The 21,207-nt window shown below is 32.0% G+C and carries 19 protein-coding genes; 13 read left to right on the top strand and 6 right to left on the bottom strand.

Annotation, left to right across the window (positions count from 1 at the left end):
* The first annotated feature begins 106 nt into the window (after positions 1 to 106).
* From CHB67_RS12430 to CHB67_RS12415, 4 genes are all read left to right on the top strand, one after another.
* On the top strand, positions 107 to 565 hold the full coding sequence (locus tag CHB67_RS12430; RefSeq protein ID WP_089382112.1) for a (2Fe-2S)-binding protein: 459 nt from the start codon (positions 107 to 109) through the stop codon (positions 563 to 565).
* A 1-nt stretch (position 566) separates the two neighbouring features.
* Positions 567 to 2,753, top strand: a complete 2,187-nt coding sequence (locus CHB67_RS12425; RefSeq protein ID WP_089382111.1) for a xanthine dehydrogenase family protein molybdopterin-binding subunit — start codon at positions 567 to 569, stop codon at positions 2,751 to 2,753.
* Positions 2,754 to 2,861: 108 nt separating this feature from the next.
* The gene (gene xdhC, locus CHB67_RS12420) at positions 2,862 to 3,623 is read left to right on the top strand and encodes a xanthine dehydrogenase accessory protein XdhC (RefSeq protein WP_176461272.1); all 762 of its coding nucleotides are present in this window, start codon (positions 2,862 to 2,864) and stop codon (positions 3,621 to 3,623) included.
* Positions 3,613 to 4,251 (top strand): nucleotidyltransferase family protein, encoded by a 639-nt coding sequence (locus CHB67_RS12415; RefSeq protein WP_089382109.1) that lies wholly within the window; start codon positions 3,613 to 3,615, stop codon positions 4,249 to 4,251. The genes xdhC and CHB67_RS12415 overlap by 11 nt, the downstream gene beginning before the upstream one ends.
* 10 nt (positions 4,252 to 4,261) lie before the next feature.
* Here the strand turns inward: CHB67_RS12415 and CHB67_RS12410 are convergent, their stop codons facing one another.
* Both CHB67_RS12410 and CHB67_RS12405 read right to left on the bottom strand, forming a co-directional pair.
* Positions 4,262 to 5,884, bottom strand: a complete 1,623-nt coding sequence (locus CHB67_RS12410) for a SulP family inorganic anion transporter (protein ID WP_089382108.1) — start codon at positions 5,882 to 5,884, stop codon at positions 4,262 to 4,264.
* A 93-nt stretch (positions 5,885 to 5,977) separates the two neighbouring features.
* Positions 5,978 to 6,559 (bottom strand): NUDIX hydrolase, encoded by a 582-nt coding sequence (locus CHB67_RS12405; protein ID WP_089382215.1) that lies wholly within the window; start codon positions 6,557 to 6,559, stop codon positions 5,978 to 5,980.
* Between the two features lie 7 nt (positions 6,560 to 6,566).
* Between CHB67_RS12405 and pyrE the strand changes: the two genes are divergently transcribed.
* Positions 6,567 to 7,208: an orotate phosphoribosyltransferase gene (pyrE, locus tag CHB67_RS12400; protein ID WP_089382107.1), complete on the top strand. Its 642-nt coding sequence runs from the start codon at positions 6,567 to 6,569 to the stop codon at positions 7,206 to 7,208.
* A 10-nt stretch (positions 7,209 to 7,218) separates the two neighbouring features.
* A complete protein-coding gene (locus tag CHB67_RS12395) occupies positions 7,219 to 7,608 on the top strand; it encodes an orotate phosphoribosyltransferase (protein WP_089382106.1) in 390 nt (129 codons plus the stop codon).
* 20 nt (positions 7,609 to 7,628) lie between these two features.
* Here CHB67_RS12395 and CHB67_RS12390 read toward each other — a convergent pair whose 3' ends face one another.
* Positions 7,629 to 8,366, bottom strand: coding sequence for a biotin--[acetyl-CoA-carboxylase] ligase (locus CHB67_RS12390; protein ID WP_089382105.1), 738 nt, complete (start codon positions 8,364 to 8,366; stop codon positions 7,629 to 7,631).
* An 88-nt stretch (positions 8,367 to 8,454) separates the two neighbouring features.
* Here CHB67_RS12390 and rsfS point away from each other — a divergent pair, with 88 nt between their 5' ends.
* Genes rsfS through CHB67_RS12355 form a run of 7 tightly spaced genes read left to right on the top strand, consistent with a single transcriptional unit; the run spans position 8,455 to position 13,895 of the window.
* On the top strand, positions 8,455 to 8,829 hold the full coding sequence (gene rsfS / locus CHB67_RS12385) for a ribosome silencing factor (protein ID WP_089382104.1): 375 nt from the start codon (positions 8,455 to 8,457) through the stop codon (positions 8,827 to 8,829).
* Between the two features lie 32 nt (positions 8,830 to 8,861).
* Positions 8,862 to 10,871 carry an ATP-dependent zinc metalloprotease FtsH gene (gene ftsH / locus CHB67_RS12380; RefSeq protein WP_089382103.1) on the top strand — a complete coding sequence of 670 codons (2,010 nt, stop codon included), beginning with the start codon at positions 8,862 to 8,864 and terminating at the stop codon, positions 10,869 to 10,871.
* A gap of 43 nt (positions 10,872 to 10,914) precedes the next feature.
* Positions 10,915 to 11,502: an LUD domain-containing protein gene (locus CHB67_RS12375; protein ID WP_089382102.1), complete on the top strand. Its 588-nt coding sequence runs from the start codon at positions 10,915 to 10,917 to the stop codon at positions 11,500 to 11,502.
* Between the two features lie 3 nt (positions 11,503 to 11,505).
* Positions 11,506 to 12,321, top strand: a complete 816-nt coding sequence (locus tag CHB67_RS12370) for a phosphatidate cytidylyltransferase (RefSeq protein ID WP_089382101.1) — start codon at positions 11,506 to 11,508, stop codon at positions 12,319 to 12,321.
* 2 nt (positions 12,322 to 12,323) lie between these two features.
* Complete coding sequence (locus CHB67_RS12365) at positions 12,324 to 12,974, top strand: phosphatidylserine decarboxylase family protein (RefSeq protein WP_089382100.1); 651 nt, start codon at positions 12,324 to 12,326, stop codon at positions 12,972 to 12,974.
* Between the two features lie 20 nt (positions 12,975 to 12,994).
* Positions 12,995 to 13,255, top strand: coding sequence for an acyl-CoA-binding protein (locus CHB67_RS12360; RefSeq protein ID WP_089382099.1), 261 nt, complete (start codon positions 12,995 to 12,997; stop codon positions 13,253 to 13,255).
* A gap of 13 nt (positions 13,256 to 13,268) precedes the next feature.
* Positions 13,269 to 13,895, top strand: coding sequence for a YceI family protein (locus tag CHB67_RS12355; protein ID WP_089382098.1), 627 nt, complete (start codon positions 13,269 to 13,271; stop codon positions 13,893 to 13,895).
* 109 nt (positions 13,896 to 14,004) lie between these two features.
* On the opposite strand, the gene CHB67_RS12350 is transcribed toward CHB67_RS12355, so the two are convergent.
* The 3 genes from CHB67_RS12350 to CHB67_RS12340 all read right to left on the bottom strand — a co-directional run.
* A complete protein-coding gene (locus CHB67_RS12350) occupies positions 14,005 to 14,475 on the bottom strand; it encodes a CYTH domain-containing protein (RefSeq protein ID WP_089382097.1) in 471 nt (156 codons plus the stop codon).
* A gap of 223 nt (positions 14,476 to 14,698) precedes the next feature.
* Positions 14,699 to 15,562: a DUF4382 domain-containing protein gene (locus CHB67_RS12345; RefSeq protein ID WP_089382096.1), complete on the bottom strand. Its 864-nt coding sequence runs from the start codon at positions 15,560 to 15,562 to the stop codon at positions 14,699 to 14,701.
* A 37-nt stretch (positions 15,563 to 15,599) separates the two neighbouring features.
* Positions 15,600 to 21,207: LamG-like jellyroll fold domain-containing protein (locus tag CHB67_RS12340; protein ID WP_176461271.1), on the bottom strand; the 5,608-nt coding region annotated here is incomplete at its 5' end.

Raw genomic sequence — 21,207 nt, 5'->3', positions numbered from 1 at the left:
AATTCGTAAACTGTTAAAGTGCTGTTAAATGGCTATTTAACAAAAAAATCATATCAAAAATTACTTAAATTGTTCTTTCAAAACTAACTACTAACAAAACTACTACATGATTACACTTCAAATAAATGGGGAAAAACACACCATTGATGCTGACCCAACTATGCCACTTCTTTGGGCAATTAGAGACATTGTAGGACTTACTGGAACAAAATACGGCTGTGGAGAAGGCGTGTGTGGTTCTTGTAAAGTTTTATTAGATAATTCTCCTGTGCAATCTTGTGTAATTCCTGTTTCAGCTGCGAAAGGAAAAAACATTACAACAGTTGAAGGTGAAAATAAAAACTTACAATTACTACAAGAATCTTGGGTAGAATTAAACGTGCCACAATGTGGTTTTTGTCAGCCAGGACAGTTAATTGCAGCAACTGCTTTGTTAGATAAAAATGAAAAACCAACTGACAAAGACATTGACGAGGCTATGATTGGAAATATTTGCAGATGCGGAACGTATCAACGTATAAAAAATGCGATCCATAGAACTGTTGAACTTAAAAACCAAAACTAATATGAGCTCTATAAAAAATATAAGTCGTAGAAGTTTTGTTAGAAGTATTGGTTTGGCTTCAGGTGGATTAATTTTAGCGTGTAATACTTCCATTTTTACAGACAAAGAAAAAGCTCCAGAAAACTTAATAGATTTTAACCCTAATTTATTTGTACAATTAAATTCTGACGGAAGTTTAATTTTAGTAGCATCACGTTCTGAAATGGGAAATGGAGTAAGAACTTCATTACCATCAATAATTGCTGATGAGATGGAAGCTGACTGGAGTAGAGTTTCCATTAAACAAGCAACAGGAGATAAAAAATATGGCGATCAAAATACAGATGGGTCACGAAGCATACGTTATTTATATACAACAATGCGCCAAATGGGTGCTACTGCAAAAGCAATGTTAATTTCGGCTGCAGCACAAAAATGGGAAGTTCCAGCAGATGAATGTATTGCTGAAAAGCATTTTATAATACATTCCAGTGGGAAAAAAATTAGTTTTGGAGATTTGGTTGAAATCGCTAAAACACTCGAAATCCCAACGGAAGTAACACTAAAAGATCCTGAAAAATTTAAATACATAGGCAAACATTTAAAAAGTATTGATGTAGAAAAATACGTAAATGGTAGCGCCATTTTTGGTTTAGACAAACGCTTGCCTAATATGAAATTTGCAGCTATTGCTCGTTGTCCAGTTACTTTTGGCACATTTAAATCGTATGATAAATCTGAAGCCTTAAAAATTGCAGGAGTTATTGATGTGATTGAAATCCCTAGAATTGAAAGACCTTTTGGTGCTTTAGGCGGAATTGCAGTTGTAGCAACAAATACTTGGGCTGCATTTAAAGGTAGGGACGCTTTAAAAATTGATTGGGATTACGGATCAAATAAAAGCTATGATTCTGCAGAATACATGAAACAAATTACCGCCAATGTTCATAAACCTGGCAAAGTTTCAAAAGACAAAGGCAATGTTAACAAAGCCTTTAAAAATGCTAAAAAAATTGTGGAAAGCACGTTTCAATTACCACATCTTTCTCACGCTCCAATGGAAGTTCCAAATGCAGTTGCTTGGGTACAAGGAGAAACTTGTGAGGTTTGGGCTCCAACACAACAGCCACAAGCTTCAAGAAAAGAAGTTGTTGAATATTTAGGTGTTCCTGAAGAAAATGTAACTGTAAATGTTACTTTTTTAGGAGGTGGTTTTGGAAGAAAATCGAAACCCGATTATGTAGTTGAAGCTGTAGCGGTTTCAAGAACTATGAACGGTCCGGTTCAAGTAGTTTGGTCTAGAGAAGACGATATAAAACATGGGTATTACCATACGGTGAGTGCTCAATATATGAAGGCTTCATTAGATAAAAACAATAAAGTTACAGGTTGGTTACACAGATTTGCATTACCAACCATCACATCTACATTTTCTCCTGGCGCCGATTATGCTGCAGGTTGGGAAATTGGAAGTGCTTCAAACATTCCTTTCACGCTTGAAAATATGAAAGTTGAAGTTGGCCAAGCTCCTGCACTTATAAGAATTGGTTGGTTGCGATCGGTTATTAATATTCCTCATGGATTTTCAGTAAATGTTTTTGCTGATGAATTAGCCAATGCCGCTAATGAAGATCCGTTAGAATTTCGATTAAAATTAATTGGAGAAGACAGACTTGAAGATACAAAAAACCCAATAAAATACGATACAGCACGATTGAAAAACGTATTAAAAAAAGCCGCTAAGAATGCTAATTGGGGAGCAAATTTACCTGAAGGACATGGGTTAGGTTTAGCTGTACAATATAGTTTTTTCTCCTATGTTGCTTCAGTTGTTGAAGTTTCAGTTATCAATAATAAGTTAACCGTTCACAATGTGTATACAGTAATTGACTGCGGAACGGTTATTAATAAAGACACCGTAAAAGCACAAATGGAAGGTTCTGCTATTTTTGGAATGTCACTTGCCATGTATGGTAAAATTACCGCAAAAGATGGTGCAATTGAACAAGGAAATTATAGTGATTACCAAATGACACGAATGCATCAAGCTCCTAAAGTTCATGTTGAAATTGTGGACAGTATAGAAAATCCAACTGGTGTTGGCGAACCTGGAGTCCCGGTTATTGCACCTGCAATTGTAAATGCAATTTACAAAGCAACAGGAAAAAGGTATCATAATTTACCGCTAAGTGATTACGGAATTGTTTAATTTAGTTGATGTTTATATTATTCCTGAAAAATCAGGAATTCAAAACTCACTCAAATATAGATTCCTGCCTTCGCAGGAATGATATTTTTTATAAGAATATCTATTTTAATGAATAATTGGATTGAATTACTTTCAGAATTTAAACAGAAAAAGCAACCCATTGCTTTTGTAACAATTACAAAGGTTTTAGGATCTGCTCCTTGTCGTGTAGGTTCAAAAATGATAGTTACCCTTCAAAAAGAATTTTTTGGAACTATTGGCGGTGGAAAATTAGAATTTCAAGTAATTGATGAAGCTGTAAAAGCTATTAAAAACAACCAATTAAAGGAATTTAAATATACACTTGGACCTGAATTTGAACAATGCTGCGGTGGTGTTGTTGAATTAATTATTGAACCTATGAATCAATCTCCTGAATTATACCTTTTTGGTGCCGGACACATTGGAATAGAAATTTGCAATGTATTAAAAAACACTCCTTTCAACATTACATTATTAGACACTAGAAAAGATTGGCTAAACACCTTGCAACTTGACAAAACTGTTTCATACATTGATGTTGACTTTAACCAGTATAAGCAAATCATCAATTGGGGACCCAATTGCTATGTGGTAATTTTAACGCACGATCATAAATTAGATTTTGAAATAACCGCACTAGCATTGCATTCAGAAACAAAATACATTGGTTTAATTGGCAGTAAAACCAAAAAGAATAAATTCAACAATTTATTAAAAAATGAATTGAATTTTAAAGATGGGATTTCGCTTGTTCATTGTCCAGTTGGGTTAGACTTGGGCGGAAATACGCCAAAAGAAATTGCCATTAGTGTTGCCGCCGAATTATTGCAGGTTCATTATGAAAAATAACACCATTTTTGTATTGTTAGCTGGTGGAAAATCTGAAAGAATGGGTTTTCCGAAAGGGTTATTACGCTATCAAAAAACGTATTGGATTTTAGAACAACTCAACAGAATTTCAAAAACAACTATAGAAAAAGTATATATTGGGTTGGGACATGATTTTGAACAGTATTTTGAAGCGATACCTTGGTTTGAAAAAACAATCAATTCAGCACAAGAATTTAAAGGATTATCTGTAACAATTATTATCAATAAAACTCCAGAATTAGGGAGTTTTTCTACGCTTCAAACGGTTTTAAAAGAAATAAATACTTCCAAAAATATACTTTTAAATCCTATTGATATTCCTTTATTAAATTCAAATGAATTAGAACAACTAATTTCAACCAACAATGAAATCGCATTTCCAAATTTTGAAGGTAAAAACGGACACCCTATAAAAATGGCATATTCTTTTTGGAACAATTTGACAACGCTAGATTTAAATGATAAAGATGCACGTTTAGATTTTCAACTTAAAGAAGCAAACCCTGCCAAAATTTCAATTATTGAAGTTTCAGACAGGGTTATTTTATATAATTTAAATACTAAATCCGCTTGGGAATCTTTTTTGAAATTGACAATTGACAATTAATAATTGTCTATTACTTTTCAAAAAGTCCTTTTGTAAATTTTTCTGGATTTGCGGCTAAGTGATAACGAGGATCATCAACAGCTTCAACAATTACGTCTCTAAATTTAGGGTTTGATTTGTACAACAACATTTTACACTCTTCACTTAAATGTTTTAAATGAATTGTTTTTCCTGCTACTTCGTATTTTTCAACCAAATTAAAAATTGCTTCCACAGCCGAATGATCTGAAACACGCGATTCAACAAAATCTATTTCTATTGAATCTGGATCGTTTTTCACATCAAATTTATCTAAGAACGTAGTAATAGATCCAAAAAATAATGGTCCCCAAATTTCGTAGGTTTTAGTACCATCTTCTCTCATGCGCTTTCTGGCTCTAATTCTAGTGGCATTTTCCCAAGAGAATACCAGTGCACTAAAAATTACCCCAGCAATTACTGCAATTGCTAAATCGAAAAGAACAGTTAATGAAGATACTAAAATCAATACAAATAAATCTGCCCGTGGAATTTTGTTCATAATTCTAAAACTACTCCAAGCAAACGTACCTATTACTACCATAAACATAACTCCTACCAATGCCGCAATTGGAACTTGCTCAATATAAGATGATCCAAATAAAATAAACATCAGCAACATAACCGCAGCAACAATTCCTGAAAGTCTACCTCTACCTCCACCTTTAATATTGATGATAGATTGACCAATCATAGCACAACCACCCATTCCTCCAAATAAACCAGTAACAATATTTGCACCACCTTGCGCCATACATTCTCTGTTACCATTTCCTCGAGTTTCAGTTAAATCATCAATTAAATTTAAGGTCATTAATGATTCAATTAAACCAATAGCAGCTAAAATTAAGGCATAAGGGAATATAAATTTAATAGTTGCCCACGTAAATGGCACTTTTGAAAACGTTTCTAAATTAGGAACCGGAAAACCTCCTTTTAAACCTTCTCCACCACCATCTCTAATAAATGAACCAACGGTAGCAACATCAAAATTCATTGAAATAGCTAAAAAACTAACTACCAAAATAGCAATCAATGCTTCTGGTAATTTTTTTGCAGCTTTTATTTTTGGCAATCCCCACATAATTAACATAGTAAGACCAACCAAACCAATCATTAAATACAATTGACTTCCTTGTAACCACTGCTTATTTCCATCAACTGTTTCTTTAAACATTCCCAATTGAGAAAGAAAAATTACAATGGCTAAACCGTTTACAAACCCCATCATTACAGGGTGTGGAATTAAACGTACAAATTTACCTAACTTTAAAACTCCGGCTAACATTTGAATAATTCCCATTAAAATAACAGTTGCAAATAAGTAGTATAAACCTAGATTTTCACCAGGAGTTCCCATTGCATTTCCTTCGGAAACTAAACTAACCATTACTACTGCCAATGCTCCGGTAGCTCCGGAAATCATTCCTGGTCTTCCTCCAAAAACTGAAGTAATTAAACCAACCATAAAAGCGGCATACAAACCTACCAATGGATCAACACCTGCAACAAATGCAAAAGCAACAGCTTCAGGAACCAACGCTAAAGCAACGGTTATTCCCGATAAAACATCATTACGCACATTAGATACGCTCTTCTTAATAAATTCAGTCATAAGTAGTTATTTTTCAAAAGTTGCAAATATAACGCTTTTTATGAGTACTGAATAATTAAAACGGATGAGTTACGAAAACGTTTAAAAAGAATTTTAAAACAATAACCTTATATTTTCGTAGGTATTTGTTAAAGCATCCTCAACTTCTAACTTATTTTTAAAAGCAACTTTTTCAATACCTTCTTCCGTTTGAGGAACTAAATTTCCATTATAAGATGTATGCATTAAATACCAGTACGTAATTTTAAAAATGGTTTTATTGTTACGCTGAAACATATGGTATGTTGTTTCTAACTGCTCTTGAATAGTTAAATTTGAAATTCCGCATTCTTCTTCAACTTCACGTATAGCACATTCTTTAATAGATTCTCCTTTTTCTAATTTTCCTTTAGGCAAATCCCACTTATCAAATCTATAAATAAAAAGCACCTCTTTATGAAAGTTTTCAACTTTACCGCCTGCAGCTTTTTGTATTTTAAATTTTGAAATAAAAGTTTCAAAATCTTTATCTATATTATTACATATCAGATAAATACCATTTAATTCTTCCTTAAAAAGTGCTTTTACTAACTTTTTAATTTTAACAACTTCAAAATTAACCACCTTCAAATTTGTTGAAATCTTATTATTTTCTGTAAAAATAATAGGGAGGTCATTCACAAAAACTTTATACATTTGCATTATGATTATTAACAAAGATACTGCAAAAAAAACAGCTGAGCTTTTATTACAAATAAAAGCTATTAAATTACAACCTAATGAACCTTTTACTTGGGCTTCTGGTTGGAAATCTCCTATCTATTGCGATAACAGAACTACGCTTTCTTTCCCAAAAATAAGAAATTATTTAAGAGAAAATTTAGCGAATATTATTGAAGAAGAATACGGAAAACCAGACGTTATTGCTGGTGTTGCAACTGGTGCAATTGCCATAGGCGTGTTGGTAGCTCAACACTTAAACGTTCCTTTTATTTATGTTCGCCCTGAGCCAAAAAGTCACGGTAGAAAAAATCAAATTGAAGGTTTTTTAGATAAAAATAAAAATGTTGTGGTGGTTGAAGATCTTATTAGCACAGGAAAAAGTAGTTTAAACGCTGTAAAAGCCTTAAAAGAAGAAGGAGCCAACGTAAAAGGAATGGTTGCTATTTTTAATTATGGGTTTGACGTTGCTGATGAAAATTTCAAAAAAGAAGATGTGAAATTAACTACTTTAAGTGATTACGATCATTTATTAGAGCAAACATTTGACACTAGCTATATTTCAGAAAATGAATTAGAAACATTAAAGCAGTGGAGAGAAAATCCTGCTAAATGGAATCAATAAAAACAACATTATGAATTTAGAAACTAATAAAACGGTTATTAATAAATCTCAAAAAGAATTCTTTGAGTTTTTATCAGACTTGAAAAATTTCAAAGAATTAATGCCTGAAAATACTGATAAATTTGAAGTTGACGGAGATTCTTTTCTATTCAGCTTAAAAGGAATGCCAGAAATTAGATTGGTAGTTAAAGAAAAACAAGAGTTTGACAAAATAGTTTTAGGTGCCGCAAGCAGCAAATTAAACTTTTCATTAACTGCAATCATTAATGAAGTTTCAGAAAATAGCTGCGAAACACAATTATTATTTGAAGGTGACTTTAACCCAATGATGGCGATGATGGTGAAAAGTCCGCTACAAAAATTTATAAATACACTTACAGAAAACGCAAGTAAACTTTAAAAATTACTTTTTGTTTTTGTTTAAAAACTCGCAAATTTAATTTCTTTTAAATTAAATTTGCGAGTTTTTTCATTCTCCAATTCAACAACCAATCTTCCATCAGCAGAAATATCAATAATTTTACCTAAAAATTGATTACCTAAATAATCTTCAAACATAGAAGGTACTTCATATTTAAAAAGATTGGCTATGTATTCTTTTTTCAAGTCGAAAAAACCTTGATTTTCAACTAATTTAACATACTTTTTTAATGAATTTATAAGATCTATTAGTAGCTCATCTCTTTGAATATGTTCGCCAGCCAATTTTTTTAATGAAGTTACATTTTTAATTTCATTAGAAAAATTTTCTTGATTTACATTTAAGCCAACACCAATTACAGCGTACTTTATAGCATGCCTACCTAGTACATTTTCAATTAATATACCCGCAAGCTTGCTTTTATCTGCCAAAATGTCGTTAGGCCATTTCACAAATAACTTATTTTTAACATATCCTTTTAAAACCTTTAAAATAGCTAAAGCTACTGCCATGCTTAAATAAAACTGATCCGTAATATGTAGGTCTGAAAACCTCACCAAGACACTAAACGTAAGGTTTTTACCACTTACAGACTCCCAAGTGGCACCCATTTGACCTCTACCTAACAATTGATGTTCAGCTGCTATAACTGTAAAGTTTTCGGGTAGCTCTCCAACACATAGATTCTTTAAGTATGAATTTGTTGAATCAATGGCACTAAGTTTGATTATATGCATAAAATAAATTGATATATTTAACAAAGTTACTTAAAACATAATTTATTATAAAAATATAATAACTTTGCAGCAAATAAAAAAAACATTAATGACAAAAAAAAGTGTAAGTGCAGACGACCTAATAGCTGTAGTATTAAAAGCAATTGATGATGTAAAAGGTCTTGATATTCAACTTTTAGATTTAAGAGAAATAGAAAATACAGTATGTGATTATTTTATAGTGTGTAGCGGAACTTCAAACACACACGTAAATGCCATTTCAGGTATCATTCAAAAAAAAGTTGGTAAAACTTGTCAGGAAAAACCTTGGCATGTTGAAGGTGAAGCAGGTGGCGAATGGGTTTTATTAGACTATGTAAACATTGTAGTTCATGTATTTCAAAAACATATTCGTGAATTTTATGATATTGAAAGTCTTTGGGGAGATGCCAAAATCACTGCAATACCAGCAGCTTCTAATTAAAAAAGTTTAAAAACTTCTTGAAAAAAAATTAAATGAGTCAGAACAAAAAAAACATTCCAACTAAAAACAACATAAAAGCACCTAAGTTTAATTTCTACTGGATATACGGTATTATTTTCGTGTTATTTATTGGTTATCAAATTTTTAACAGTGACAGTATGTCAACTAAAAATTTGAGTCAAAATGAATTTGAAACTATTTTAGCAGACAATGATATTGACAAAATATTGATTGTAAATAGAGATGTCGCTAATATTTATATAAAAGCTGAAGCTTCAGAAAAGGAGAAACATAAAAAAAATAAAGGCTCATTATACACTGCAAACTCACCAATGTACTATTACAATTTTGGTGATTTACAAAATTTTGAAAAAGAATTAACAGACAAAAAAGAAGCGCGTCAACTAGATTTTGATATTAAGTTCGAAGAAAAAACGAATCTTTTAGATCAAATCTTCATGTACCTACCTTTTATATTTTTAATTGGGTTATGGATTTATTTCATGAAAAGAATGTCTGGTGGAGGCTCTGGAGGTGGCGGACAAATTTTTAGCATTGGAAAATCAAAAGCTAAATTATTTGATCAAGATCAAAAAGTAAAAACTTCATTTAAAGATGTTGCTGGTTTAGAAGGAGCCAAAGAAGAAGTGCAAGAAATTGTAGATTTCTTGAAAAGCCCTGATAAATATACATCTCTGGGTGGAAAAATACCTAAAGGAGCACTATTAGTTGGTCCTCCAGGTACAGGTAAAACATTGCTAGCCAAAGCTGTTGCAGGTGAAGCAAATGTTCCTTTCTTCTCATTATCAGGGTCCGATTTTGTTGAAATGTTTGTGGGTGTTGGAGCGTCACGTGTACGTGATTTGTTTAAACAGGCACAACAAAAATCTCCTGCAATTATATTTATTGATGAAATTGATGCCATTGGTAGAGCGCGTGGAAAAAATAATATGACAGGTGGAAATGACGAAAGAGAAAACACCTTAAATCAGTTATTAACTGAAATGGATGGTTTTGGAACGGATACCAATGTAATTGTATTAGCTGCTACTAACCGTGCAGATGTGTTAGACAAAGCATTGATGCGTGCAGGTCGTTTTGATCGTCAAATTTATGTTGATTTACCAGACATTAAAGAACGTGCACAAATTTTTAAAGTTCATATTAAGCCAATTAAAATACATAAAGATGTTGATATTGAATTTTTATCACAACAAACTCCAGGTTTTTCAGGAGCAGATATTGCAAATCTATGTAACGAAGCTGCTTTAATAGCTGCTCGTCAAGGCAAGAAAGCAGTACATCATCAAGACTTTTTAGATGCTGTTGATAGAATTGTTGGTGGATTGGAAAAGAAAAATAAAATTATTTCACCAAAAGAAAAGAAAACAATTGCTTTTCATGAGGCAGGTCACGCTACTGCAAGTTGGATGTTAGAACATGCAGCGCCATTAGTAAAAGTTACTATTGTACCAAGAGGGCAAAGCTTAGGTGCTGCCTGGTATTTACCTGAGGAACGTCAAATTGTTCAGGCTGAACAAATGTTGGATGAAATGTGTGCAACTTTAGCTGGTAGAGCTGCTGAAAAAATCATGTTCGATAAAATTTCAACAGGTGCTTTAAACGATCTTGAAAAAATAACTCGTCAGGCAAAAGCGATGGTTACAGTATATGGCTTGAATGATAAAATTGGAAATATCACTTATTACGATTCTTCAGGTCAGGGAGATTACAATTTCACAAAACCTTATAGTGAAGAAACTGCAAGAGTTATAGATAAAGAGATTTCTGAAATTATTGAAAAACAATACCAAAGAGCTATTCAAATTTTAACAGAAAATAAAGATAAGCTTACTACTTTGGCTGAATTATTACTAGAAAAAGAAGTTATTTTCAAAAAAGATTTGGAAGTTATATTTGGAAAAAGACCATTTGATACTGAAGAAATAGTTGAAGTAAAAAGTGATGATGCTACTGAAGTTAAACCTAAGGAATCTTCAGAAGCATCTAATATTGAAAATACATCAGAAACAAAGGAGTAAATTGATAACTTTTTTTTATTTTTGAATTTATTCAATCTAAATAATGAGTTTTTTCAAAAAGTTATTTAATACTCCAAAACCCGAAGAACCTAAAGCTAGCAATTTAGAGTTTGAAAACTTACCTATTGAACAAATTTTTGTAAAAAAATTTGTTGAGAATCAGGGTAAGTTTTTGTATTGCACTTCTTTAACTGAAGTTACAACTAATATTGCGAGCATCATAAAAGAAAATTCTTGGGGAGAAATTATTTGTAATGATTATGATTTACAAAAATTAATAAAATCTGTTGATGTTAAAACTTCTGAAAAAATAAACAACAAAAACCCTTTATTTGTTTCTTGTGAACATTTAATTGCTGAAAACGGAAGCATTTTGTTCTCTTCAAATCAATTAAAAGAGTTTAAAATTTCTGAATTATCTGAAAACTTTATTGTGTATGCAACCACAAGCCAATTAGTAAAGTCTAAAGGCGAGAGTTTAACAGGTATAAAAACACGCTATCAAGGGAATATTCCAAGTAATATTAGTGCTATAAAAAATTTCAACCCAAGTAGCAAAAATGAAGATTTTATGAGTTATGGAAATACGAATTCTAAAAACTTATATTTGCTTTTGTTTGAAGATTTATAATTTATGAGAAAAATTTCTAAACGTGCACTTTCAGGGTTAGTTTTTGTAAGTGTTTTAATATTTTCAATCTTATTTAGTAAAATTACTTTTATAGGCTTGTTTTTTATTTTAATGCTATTCTGTTTGTACGAATTTCAAAAAATGATTCAATTAAAAAGCGTTTTCGCCTATACAATTGGAGTACTACTTTTTATTTTTGGTAATATTTTAAACGTTGAAGATATTCCTTCAAAAATAATTTTTGAGTATGTAGGTGTAGCTTTGTTTTTAACTATTTTTATTTCATTCGCTTCCATTTTATTTGCAAAAAAAGAAGAAGTAATTAGCCATTTAGGTAAGATTTTTTTATCGATTATATATATTGTTGTTCCTTTTACTTTAATGGTTCAAATTCCTTTTTTAAATACAAAGTACAGCTATATAAATACTACCATATTAGGTGTTTTTATTTTGATATGGACTAATGATACGTTTGCATATTTAGTTGGTAAAAATTTTGGTAAGCACAAACTTTTAGAACGTATTTCACCAAACAAAACTATTGAAGGTTTTATAGGTGGAATGGTTTTTACATTTACAGTAAGTTTTATACTAGCCAATCAATTTACAACACTATCTTTAATTCAATGGATTGTAATTGCTGGAATAGTTAGTATCTTTGGTGTATTGGGCGATTTAATAGAATCTATGTTTAAACGCCAAGCAGGTGTAAAAGACAGTAGCAACTTTATTCCTGGGCACGGAGGTTTTTTAGATAGATTTGATAGTGTTATATTTGCTGCCCCATTTATATTTATTTATTTACAATTTGTTCAATAATTATGTTTCATAAAGAAGGTTATAAAATAATTTTATTTGCTACATTTTTTGTAGGGTTAGGCATTATTGCTATTGAAAATTTCGTTTCTATATTTTGGGTTAACAAAGCATTAGCTGCCATATTATTAATTTTCTATATCATTATTTTACAATTTTTTAGAAACCCAAAAAGAAACACCGTTCAAAACAATCACCATATTATGGCTCCTGTTGATGGTAAAGTTGTTGTTATTGAAGAAGTTTTTGAAAAAGAATATTTTAAAGATAAACGTTTACAGGTATCTATTTTTATGTCGCCTTTAAATGTGCACGTTACAAGATATCCTATTAGCGGAAAGGTTAATTTTAGTAAATATCACCCAGGAAAATATTTGGTTGCATGGCATCCAAAGGCTTCCGAAGAAAATGAACGAACCACTATTGTTGTTGAAAACCCTGAAATTGGAGAAATTTTATATCGACAAATTGCAGGGGCACTTGCAAAACGGATTGTAAATTACGCAAAACCTTCAATGGAAGTAATTCAAGGAAGTGATGCAGGTTTTATAAAATTTGGCTCAAGAGTCGATTTATTTTTACCGTTAAATACAAACATAAACGTTCAGCTAAATGATAAGGTTAAAGGCGGAGAACAAATTATTGCTACGCTGTAAAATTTAATTTTATAGACATTATGGGAAATAATTTAGACAAAAAGTTTGAAGAAGCATATAAAATTGCATCTGAAACTACGATAAAACTCCCTCCAGACATAATGCTTCAATTTTATGCCTATTATAAACAAGCAACAAAAGGGAGTAATTACATGCAACCTTCTGGAAATGTTGAATTAAGAAATGCTTTTAAACTCAATGCTTGGTTTCAATTAAATCACTTAACTGAAAAAGAAGCAAAAAAAGCGTACATAAAACTTGTAAATAAACATCTAAAATAACTACTATACTATTATGAAAAAAACACTTTTATTCAGTTTATTAATTGTTTCTGCCTTTAGTATTATTTCCTGTGGAAATGATAAAAAAAAGGAAGAAATTAAAAAAGAAAATAGTACTAAAAACACTTACTCAATTGAGCCTTCAACTACAACTATAAACTTTACAGCTTATAAAACAACCGATAAAGTACCTGTAAAAGGACAGTTTACAAAGTTTACAATTGAAAATACTAAAAATGCAAACTCTGTAAAAGAAGCACTTGATGGTTTAAAATTTAGTATTCCGGTGAGCAGTTTGTTTACTAAAGACACCATTAGAGATGGAAAGCTTAAAAAATTCTTTTTTGGCACTATGGAAAACACTACTGAAATTAAAGGTACACTTCATTTTACAAATGAAACCTCTGGTACTGCTGATATTACAATGAACGGCATTTCTCAAGTTTTACCAATTACATACGTAATTGACGGTCAAATGGCTAGCATTGAAGGCATCATGAATTTAGATAACTGGAAGGCTCAAGCTGCGTTAGAAGCTTTAAATGTAGTTTGTTTTGATTTACACAAAGGAAGCGACGGTGTTTCTAAAACTTGGAGCGATGTGAAAATTGAAGTAGTTACTTACTTAAAAAATAACTAAAACATCATTTATTGGAGCAGTACTCCATAAAGTGTATACGTTTCAAAAAACTCAGGATTGAATTCAATCCTGAGTTTTTTTTGTTTTCTTAATTATTCACATTAAAATACTACCAGTTTTTGAATGGTGTTTTCATTAACATGGAGTTGAAATATTTCACCTGTCCTGTAACTTCCTCACCTAACCAAACTGGCTTTAAAAAGCTTTGACCTTCTGAATCCAACTCAATTTCAGCAACTATTAAACCTTCATTAGTTCCATAAAATTCATCTACTTCAAAAATATGATTTCCTGATTTCACATGAAATCTAGTTTTTTCAATTACACCAGGTTCGCTAATTTTTAATAAATCTACAGCATCTTCAACCGAGATTTCTTTTTCCCATTCATAACGAGATGTTCCAGATTGATTTGAAATTCCCTTTACAGTTATAAAACCTTTATCATCTTTAATTCTAACGCGTACTGTTCTTTCTGGAACTGTTGATAAAAAGCCTTGTACTATTTTTGTGTTTTTAAATGATTTAGCTTTAAAAACATCGCTTTTTACTAAAAATTTTCTTTCTATTTCCTGAGCCATATTTTAAGTTAACATTTCAAATTTCACCAATCAGATATGTGTTCATTTTTTTGAAAAATTGTTATTTTCTTCTTGTAGACAAAGATAGGCTGATTTAAATAATTATATACGAAAAAACGGTTTAGACGAAACTAAACCGTTTTTTTTCGTATATATTTCAATGTTGATTCGTTTCCTAAACTTTGAATCTACTTATAACATTATTATATAAACAAGTTGTATACTATTCTTGTTTAGTTAATTTAATAGTTCCTATATCATTTAACTCTCCTACTGTAACTAGAATAGAAGTTTCAGACTCATACTCCGTATAGCCCTCTGCTTTAATTTCTAAGATGTAATTAACTGCATTTAAACCAACAAATTTAAATTCTCCGTTTTCATTTGTATACGTTGAAGCTATTGATTCATCTCCTTCAAGAATTGGAGTTTTATAAATTTCAACTTTAGCATTACCTAAAGCAATAGGATTATCAACTTCATCATTAGTTAAATCGCCTTCAACTTTCCCCATAATAGATCCTGAATTCACTTCAGCATTTACTCTTATTACAGGTTTTAAATTATACTTTCCAGAATTACCCGCTTTAACTATTGACTTTTGAACATCCCAATCAAGAATAAAAGTATACGAATAACCTGGTTCTAATTCTTCGTTCAATTTTAATTTCAAGCCTGATTGCTGAGCACTTGGCGTATCTAAATGAGTTTCCTGCTCAATTCCTTCTTCATCTTCATAAACCAAATTATTATTATCACTTAATACCAATCTAATTTGATTCATCATTCCTGAAGGAATAATTGTATCAGCTAATATTAAACTATTACCAGCAGTAAGTTCAGTTAAATCAACGTTGATTGGATAATCACTCTCCTTTCCTAAACTTCTCCAACCTGCTTCATCTTCAGAACTATTGTATTGAACATCCATAATTTCAACATTAACTTCCAAGTAATCACCAGGTGCATCTACTAGTTTTAGTTTAATTCTTGCTGTTTTATCAATTGCATCACTGTTGTCATTATTACAACTTTGAAAGGTAAAAACCATTAACAAAGTTATTATTCCATAAAAAAAGTTTTTCATCTTTAACTATTTTAAATTAAACGCATTCTTCTTTATTTTACTCAATTACAATTTTTTTACTAATCATTCCAACTGTAGAATTAATTTGAACAAAGTAAATACCTGCAGCTAAATTTACTGGTAAAGTAATACTAGGATAGTTCAAGTTCTTATTATAGTATTTTACCTTTTGACCTAAAATAGTATACAGACCAATACTTTTAAGTTCTATCTCTTTTGCTCTTATTATTTTAATCTCAGAAGTTTCATTACTCATGAATACTTGAATGTTTTTTTCTAAAACATCAACCTCAACCCCCATTACTTTTTCATCCTTAAAGATTACCTCAGATTCTTTTCGAGGTGAAAATACTAAAGAAAAACGATCTAAATATTCACCTGAATCTAAATAAAGTTCAAACGGCTTGTTATTAATTTTTTGAAATCTTAGCGTAGCATTATCTTTAATATACATTTGAACATTACTATCTACATTTTGAAGTTCATCAATTTTAATTCGCACCAAACCAGTTTCTGCAACTTTAATTCCTAGTGGAAATTCTTGATCTTTATTAAAATTAGGAACTCCTTGTATTACAAATTTAGCCTCATCAATCATCCAAAACATATCTTCGCTACCAACATCTGCAATCAGACCATCATATCCAATATCAAAATTATTTGTTGTATTTTCATCAGCACCAACTAACAACTGACGGTGATATCCTTTTGGAGAATCAAACATTAACCAAATTTTTGAACGTCCATCTTGTTGTTTATCGTTAGATTTTACATTTTCAGTTTTAGCTTTGGTACTTTTCATAAATACAGAACTTCCAACACCTTCTTTTATAAATACACGTTGACTATTTTTAAATACAATATCACCTCCATCTACAGTAGTTGTTGTGTTACTTAAGTCGTTATCAAGTGCTGCAATTACAAAAAAACCTTGATTTAACGGAATATACTGCCCTGGAACTTTAGTACCTGTTGCATTATTATTGTTTATTCTAATATCATTTGAAATTGCTTTTGCACCTCCCATTAAAGTATACGTAGCATAACCACCCACATACTCTCTTAATATATGTGTGTTAATTTGCCCAAAATGATCCCAATAATAAAGGGCTCCATTAAAAATATTTTTAGTATTCCTACCAGCTATACCGTTAATTGTTGCTTTAATATTGTCTTTTATAAATTCATCGGCATCCATAGCTGATGGGTAAGGATTCCCAATAAGTCGGTCGTTATCTTTTGCTATTGGCAATGTAAAATCTCCATTATATGGTTTTCCTTTAAACACATAATTCTGAAGTGTTGTAATTGACACAGATCCAGAAGTACCTTTCATTGTGTAACCTTCACCAGCTAAAATTGGTGTATTTTCACTAATTGATTTCCAAGACCAATAATCATCAGATGTACCATTAAAGGTATACAACCAATAAGAACTTAGCCTTTTAGGGAACCCTGAATAAGCATCTGCCCATGTATAAGGCCAATTATAGCTTAATGCTGCTGGAGACGATGGTGTTGTTCCATCTTGTAAAAACCCAACTACTGAATGGCTATTATTTGTACTTGGAATACCTGATCCTCTAGCTGAAATATCTCCACTTATAGGTCCAACTGTAGAAGACCAATAATTGTAATTAAAACTATTTGCTGTTCCCTGCTGATCACGTTCAATATAACCACCACTATCCGCATCTAAAATACTTTCACTCTCTTGATCTGGTGTATACCTTTTTTGTAAGAATTGTGACTCACCTTCAAAGTCAATTACACCATCTAATTCTAAATAATGTGTTATCCAAAGCATATTACCCGTACCTGTTCCATCTGGGTTTGTACTTCCATTTACTGTTATTTCACCTGCTTTTGAAACCAACCCCAACAAGGTTAAATCTCTATTTACAGTTATATTATGAGAAGTTTCAACTATATTCCAATCTATTAAAGTACTACCATCAACACCCACACTATTAGGAGCGTCCCAAACAACTGGCTGTGTCCAAGCACTCATTGTGTCCCAATCTCCGTTGTTTGCTGATGTGTAAGGTACAGGTGCTGTTTCTTCTAAGTTGTTATTAATATTTCTTAGTTTCCCATGAATAGCACCTTTTGAAGTTGTTAAAAAACCACAAGCCGCATCCATTTTATAATAACCACCTAAATCAGACCAAGACAATCCATTAATCTTTATTGGTAAGGTAACCCCCTTAACTTCATCTATTCCCGTTTCCTCTATTTCTTGATTCATCATGATATGCAATTGCTCTGGAGTAAGCGCTTTATTCCATACCCTAAATTCGTCCATCCAACCATTGAAATGGTTTGCTGCGTTACTATACGGAGTCGTATTGTCAACATCATCCATAGCACCTAACATACAATCGTAATTACTACCTGATGTGTCATTTAGAGCTTGTCCATTTTTACTTACCACTTCTATTCCATCAATATATAATTTATAAATACCACCATCAAAAGTAACAGCTATATGATACCATCTGTCTGTTGAAATCGCATAAGGAGAAGTAATACTACCACCTGTAATATTTATATAATTAAATGAAATTATATTATTTACCAGCCTCAAATCGTACCCAGAGGCTCCTAGATTGTTAGCATCTCTTTTAGAAAAAATAGTTTGAATATTACTATTTTCTTGATTAGATTTTACCCAAGATTCTATACTAAATGGTTGATTCGTTAAGTTATAATTTGTGTTTTTGAAATCAACATAATCGTTATCACCATCAAAATTAATACCGGAACAGTTGGTGATTGTTACATTAACATCATCACTACACACTTTTTGAGCTTGATTTCCATTGGTGTCTGTATAAGTACGAACGGCTGTCCATGTTAGTGTATAATTTCCTGCTTCACCTGTAAATGTTGATTTTGGATCATGGATATCACTAAATTCAACATCTAACAAACTAGAAACACCTGTACAATCTGTATTTGAAACTGCTGTCCAAGTACCTTCAAAAGTTCCAGACATACCTGCATAAACACTTCCTGGTGTATCTGTTGCCGTAAAGACACTACTGTAATCCCACGCACCTTCAAATTTATTTTCATTGGATGTTTTTGCATTGTCATAGGCATTTAAAATTACCGATGTTTCTCCACATTCACCAGCTACTGTATTACTAACAAGATCACTTCCTGCGTAGGCATAATCAACATATACTTCTATTCGTTGCGTACCAATATCATCTACACTTCTACATTGGTCAATTAAAGACGTTGCTCCAATATGTTGATAACCTGGTGTTACAGGTGTAATTGATGCTGTAAAACCATAATTTATCACGTTTCCAAACTCATCAGTCCACTCAATAACTTCATCAACATGCCTGTCTGGTACCGAAATATTATCAATTGCCCAAGCGCTATTTGTTGTTCCTCCACTCTCAAAAGTAAACTTCACTCTTAGATTTGATTGCCCAATATAACCATTCAAATCAATCAATGTGTGAACAAAACCACCATTATGGGTACCTGCCCCAGAAGTACTTGGACCTGTGTAATTATGAGCAGCATCTGTTACTGAGTTATACCCTGGATCTAACGGGTTAATTTCTGGAGGGTACGTAACTCCGCCATCAACTGAAATTTCAATTTTAATGAATGCTCCAGCCTCTAAATAATAGGCCTGATCAAATACTAAAAACAATTCTTCTAAACCTACTGAATTAAAAATAGGTGTTTCCATGGTAGTATAAGTTTCATACCACGTAGTATTTCCAGGCCCCGTTTTTATTCCATAAGGATTTCCATATGCAATAGCAAATTTTGTATTATCTGAAGTGTCATAAGTAATTCCTGAAAGCGTTTTAGGGCCATTTGTTTCTGCCCAAATATTAGGCTCTCCATTATCTGCATTTGCCGGAAATTTAACACCTGGAACGCCATTTAAAATCCAATCTTCAGGATTTGCTTGGTTGAATAAACCTCCTTCATCTAATAAAATATTATTGGCGTATTCACTAGTTGCAGCCACATTAATTACTTCTCCAATACATATATGAGCCGTATCAAAATCTACCGAAGGCACAACATCGGGCGGTATTACATTTACCAAAGCACCTGCAGAATAACCTACACACGAACCAACATCTAATCTCACTCTAAAAATGGTCGTTTTTACAATATCTGTATATCTTATCGCTGTTTTGGTGGTAGCATCAACATATGAAAATTGTGTTGGGTTGTTTTCTGTTAGGTACCAAGTTGCCCCACTATTGTAAGAATATTCCCATCTGTTTACAATTCCATCATTTCCTGACAGTGTTAATAATGCATTTTTAATTTCGTTTTCCGGACAAGCTGTTACGTTTATAATATCTGCTTCTGGTCCATCAGAATCTCCATTAGAAAAATAATTATGTCCTGTAATATCTCCACCATTGACCACAGTAGGGTTTACAGTTACTACTGCATCGCAAGTATCAGTATTTCCATTATAGTCAGTCACTTTTAATGTTACCGTATGATCACCTACCTCAGAACAATTAAAAGATGTTTTACTTAAACTATAAGTTTCAATCCCACAATTATCTGTTGAATTATTATTGATCATAGCAGGTGTAAATACTTCATCAACTGCTACAGTAATATTTTGACAATTTGCTTCTGGTGCAATATTATCTAAAACTGTAATTGTTTGTACTTGGTCTGCAGCGGCATTACCACAATTATCAACTAAAGACCAGGTTCTTGTTATTGTTGTACTTCCAGGATTTATGTTATTTATAACATCAGCATAAGTTGCATTTAAGCCTGAAGAACAATTATCAGTTTCATTGGTTACATCTACAGTAAAACCAACTCCGGCATCATACGTACAATTACTTGTTTTATTAATGGTAATATCTGCAGGTCTCGTAAATGTTGGTACTGTATTATCTGTAATTGTAAATACTTGATCAATACTAGTTGCGTTGCCACAATCATCTGTAATTGTATATGTTCTTGTAATGGTTCCATTACAATTATCGCCTATAAGAGCTCCTGTTATTGATGAAACACTAAGACCTGCTACTATTGTAGAATTATCACTAGCAGATGCACCTGCAATCAAATTGAATGCTGTAATATTTACTGCTGCGGCTGGGATATCTGTTCCACATTCTAAATCTACTGTGGTTGGTGCGGTAACTGTTGGTGGTATATTATCGGATACCGTTATAACTTGGTTGTGAGTAGTCACATTACCTGATGCATCTTCTAATCTCCAAGTTCTTGTAATTATTTTACTTCCTGAACAGGCGCCATTTGTAACAACATCTGTATATGTTGCTTCTAAACCTGCTGAACAGTTATCTGCTTCGTCTGAAACATCACCTGTTATTCCTATTGAGGCATCATAAGTATTAGATGATGTAGTATATATTGTTGTGTTGCCTGGGGCTGTGAAGGTTGGATTTGTGGTATCCTCAACAGTTACGGTTCTGGTTACTTCTGTTGCGACATTTCCTGCTGTATCGGTAACATTGTAAGTTACAGTATAAACACCTGGTGTACTCATATCAACTGTATCGCCACCGATAGTCACTGATAAACCTGTTTCACAATCTGAAACGGTTGCACCCAATTCTGTATAGGTACCACAAGATTCTAATGTCATTGTTGCAGCACCTGTT

Origin of the sequence: Lutibacter agarilyticus, from assembly GCF_900188235.1 — a bacterium.
Taxonomy (GTDB): Bacteria; Bacteroidota; Bacteroidia; order Flavobacteriales; family Flavobacteriaceae; genus Lutibacter; species Lutibacter agarilyticus.
This window is presented reverse-complemented; position numbering and strand designations above follow the sequence as displayed.

Excerpts from the sequence above, each read along its gene's own strand:
- CHB67_RS12430 (WP_089382112.1), top strand. The coding sequence starts at position 107 with ATGATTACACTTCAAATAAATGGGGAAAAACACACCATTGATGCTGAC.
- CHB67_RS12425 (WP_089382111.1), top strand. The coding sequence starts at position 567 with ATGAGCTCTATAAAAAATATAAGTCGTAGAAGTTTTGTTAGAAGTATT.
- xdhC (WP_176461272.1), top strand. The coding sequence starts at position 2,862 with ATGAATAATTGGATTGAATTACTTTCAGAATTTAAACAGAAAAAGCAA.
- CHB67_RS12415 (WP_089382109.1), top strand. The coding sequence starts at position 3,613 with ATGAAAAATAACACCATTTTTGTATTGTTAGCTGGTGGAAAATCTGAA.
- CHB67_RS12410 (WP_089382108.1), bottom strand. The coding sequence starts at position 5,884 with ATGACTGAATTTATTAAGAAGAGCGTATCTAATGTGCGTAATGATGTT.
- CHB67_RS12405 (WP_089382215.1), bottom strand. The coding sequence starts at position 6,559 with ATGTATAAAGTTTTTGTGAATGACCTCCCTATTATTTTTACAGAAAAT.
- pyrE (WP_089382107.1), top strand. The coding sequence starts at position 6,567 with ATGATTATTAACAAAGATACTGCAAAAAAAACAGCTGAGCTTTTATTA.
- CHB67_RS12395 (WP_089382106.1), top strand. The coding sequence starts at position 7,219 with ATGAATTTAGAAACTAATAAAACGGTTATTAATAAATCTCAAAAAGAA.
- CHB67_RS12390 (WP_089382105.1), bottom strand. The coding sequence starts at position 8,366 with ATGCATATAATCAAACTTAGTGCCATTGATTCAACAAATTCATACTTA.
- rsfS (WP_089382104.1), top strand. The coding sequence starts at position 8,455 with ATGACAAAAAAAAGTGTAAGTGCAGACGACCTAATAGCTGTAGTATTA.
- ftsH (WP_089382103.1), top strand. The coding sequence starts at position 8,862 with ATGAGTCAGAACAAAAAAAACATTCCAACTAAAAACAACATAAAAGCA.
- CHB67_RS12375 (WP_089382102.1), top strand. The coding sequence starts at position 10,915 with ATGAGTTTTTTCAAAAAGTTATTTAATACTCCAAAACCCGAAGAACCT.
- CHB67_RS12370 (WP_089382101.1), top strand. The coding sequence starts at position 11,506 with ATGAGAAAAATTTCTAAACGTGCACTTTCAGGGTTAGTTTTTGTAAGT.
- CHB67_RS12365 (WP_089382100.1), top strand. The coding sequence starts at position 12,324 with ATGTTTCATAAAGAAGGTTATAAAATAATTTTATTTGCTACATTTTTT.
- CHB67_RS12360 (WP_089382099.1), top strand. The coding sequence starts at position 12,995 with ATGGGAAATAATTTAGACAAAAAGTTTGAAGAAGCATATAAAATTGCA.
- CHB67_RS12355 (WP_089382098.1), top strand. The coding sequence starts at position 13,269 with ATGAAAAAAACACTTTTATTCAGTTTATTAATTGTTTCTGCCTTTAGT.
- CHB67_RS12350 (WP_089382097.1), bottom strand. The coding sequence starts at position 14,475 with ATGGCTCAGGAAATAGAAAGAAAATTTTTAGTAAAAAGCGATGTTTTT.
- CHB67_RS12345 (WP_089382096.1), bottom strand. The coding sequence starts at position 15,562 with ATGAAAAACTTTTTTTATGGAATAATAACTTTGTTAATGGTTTTTACC.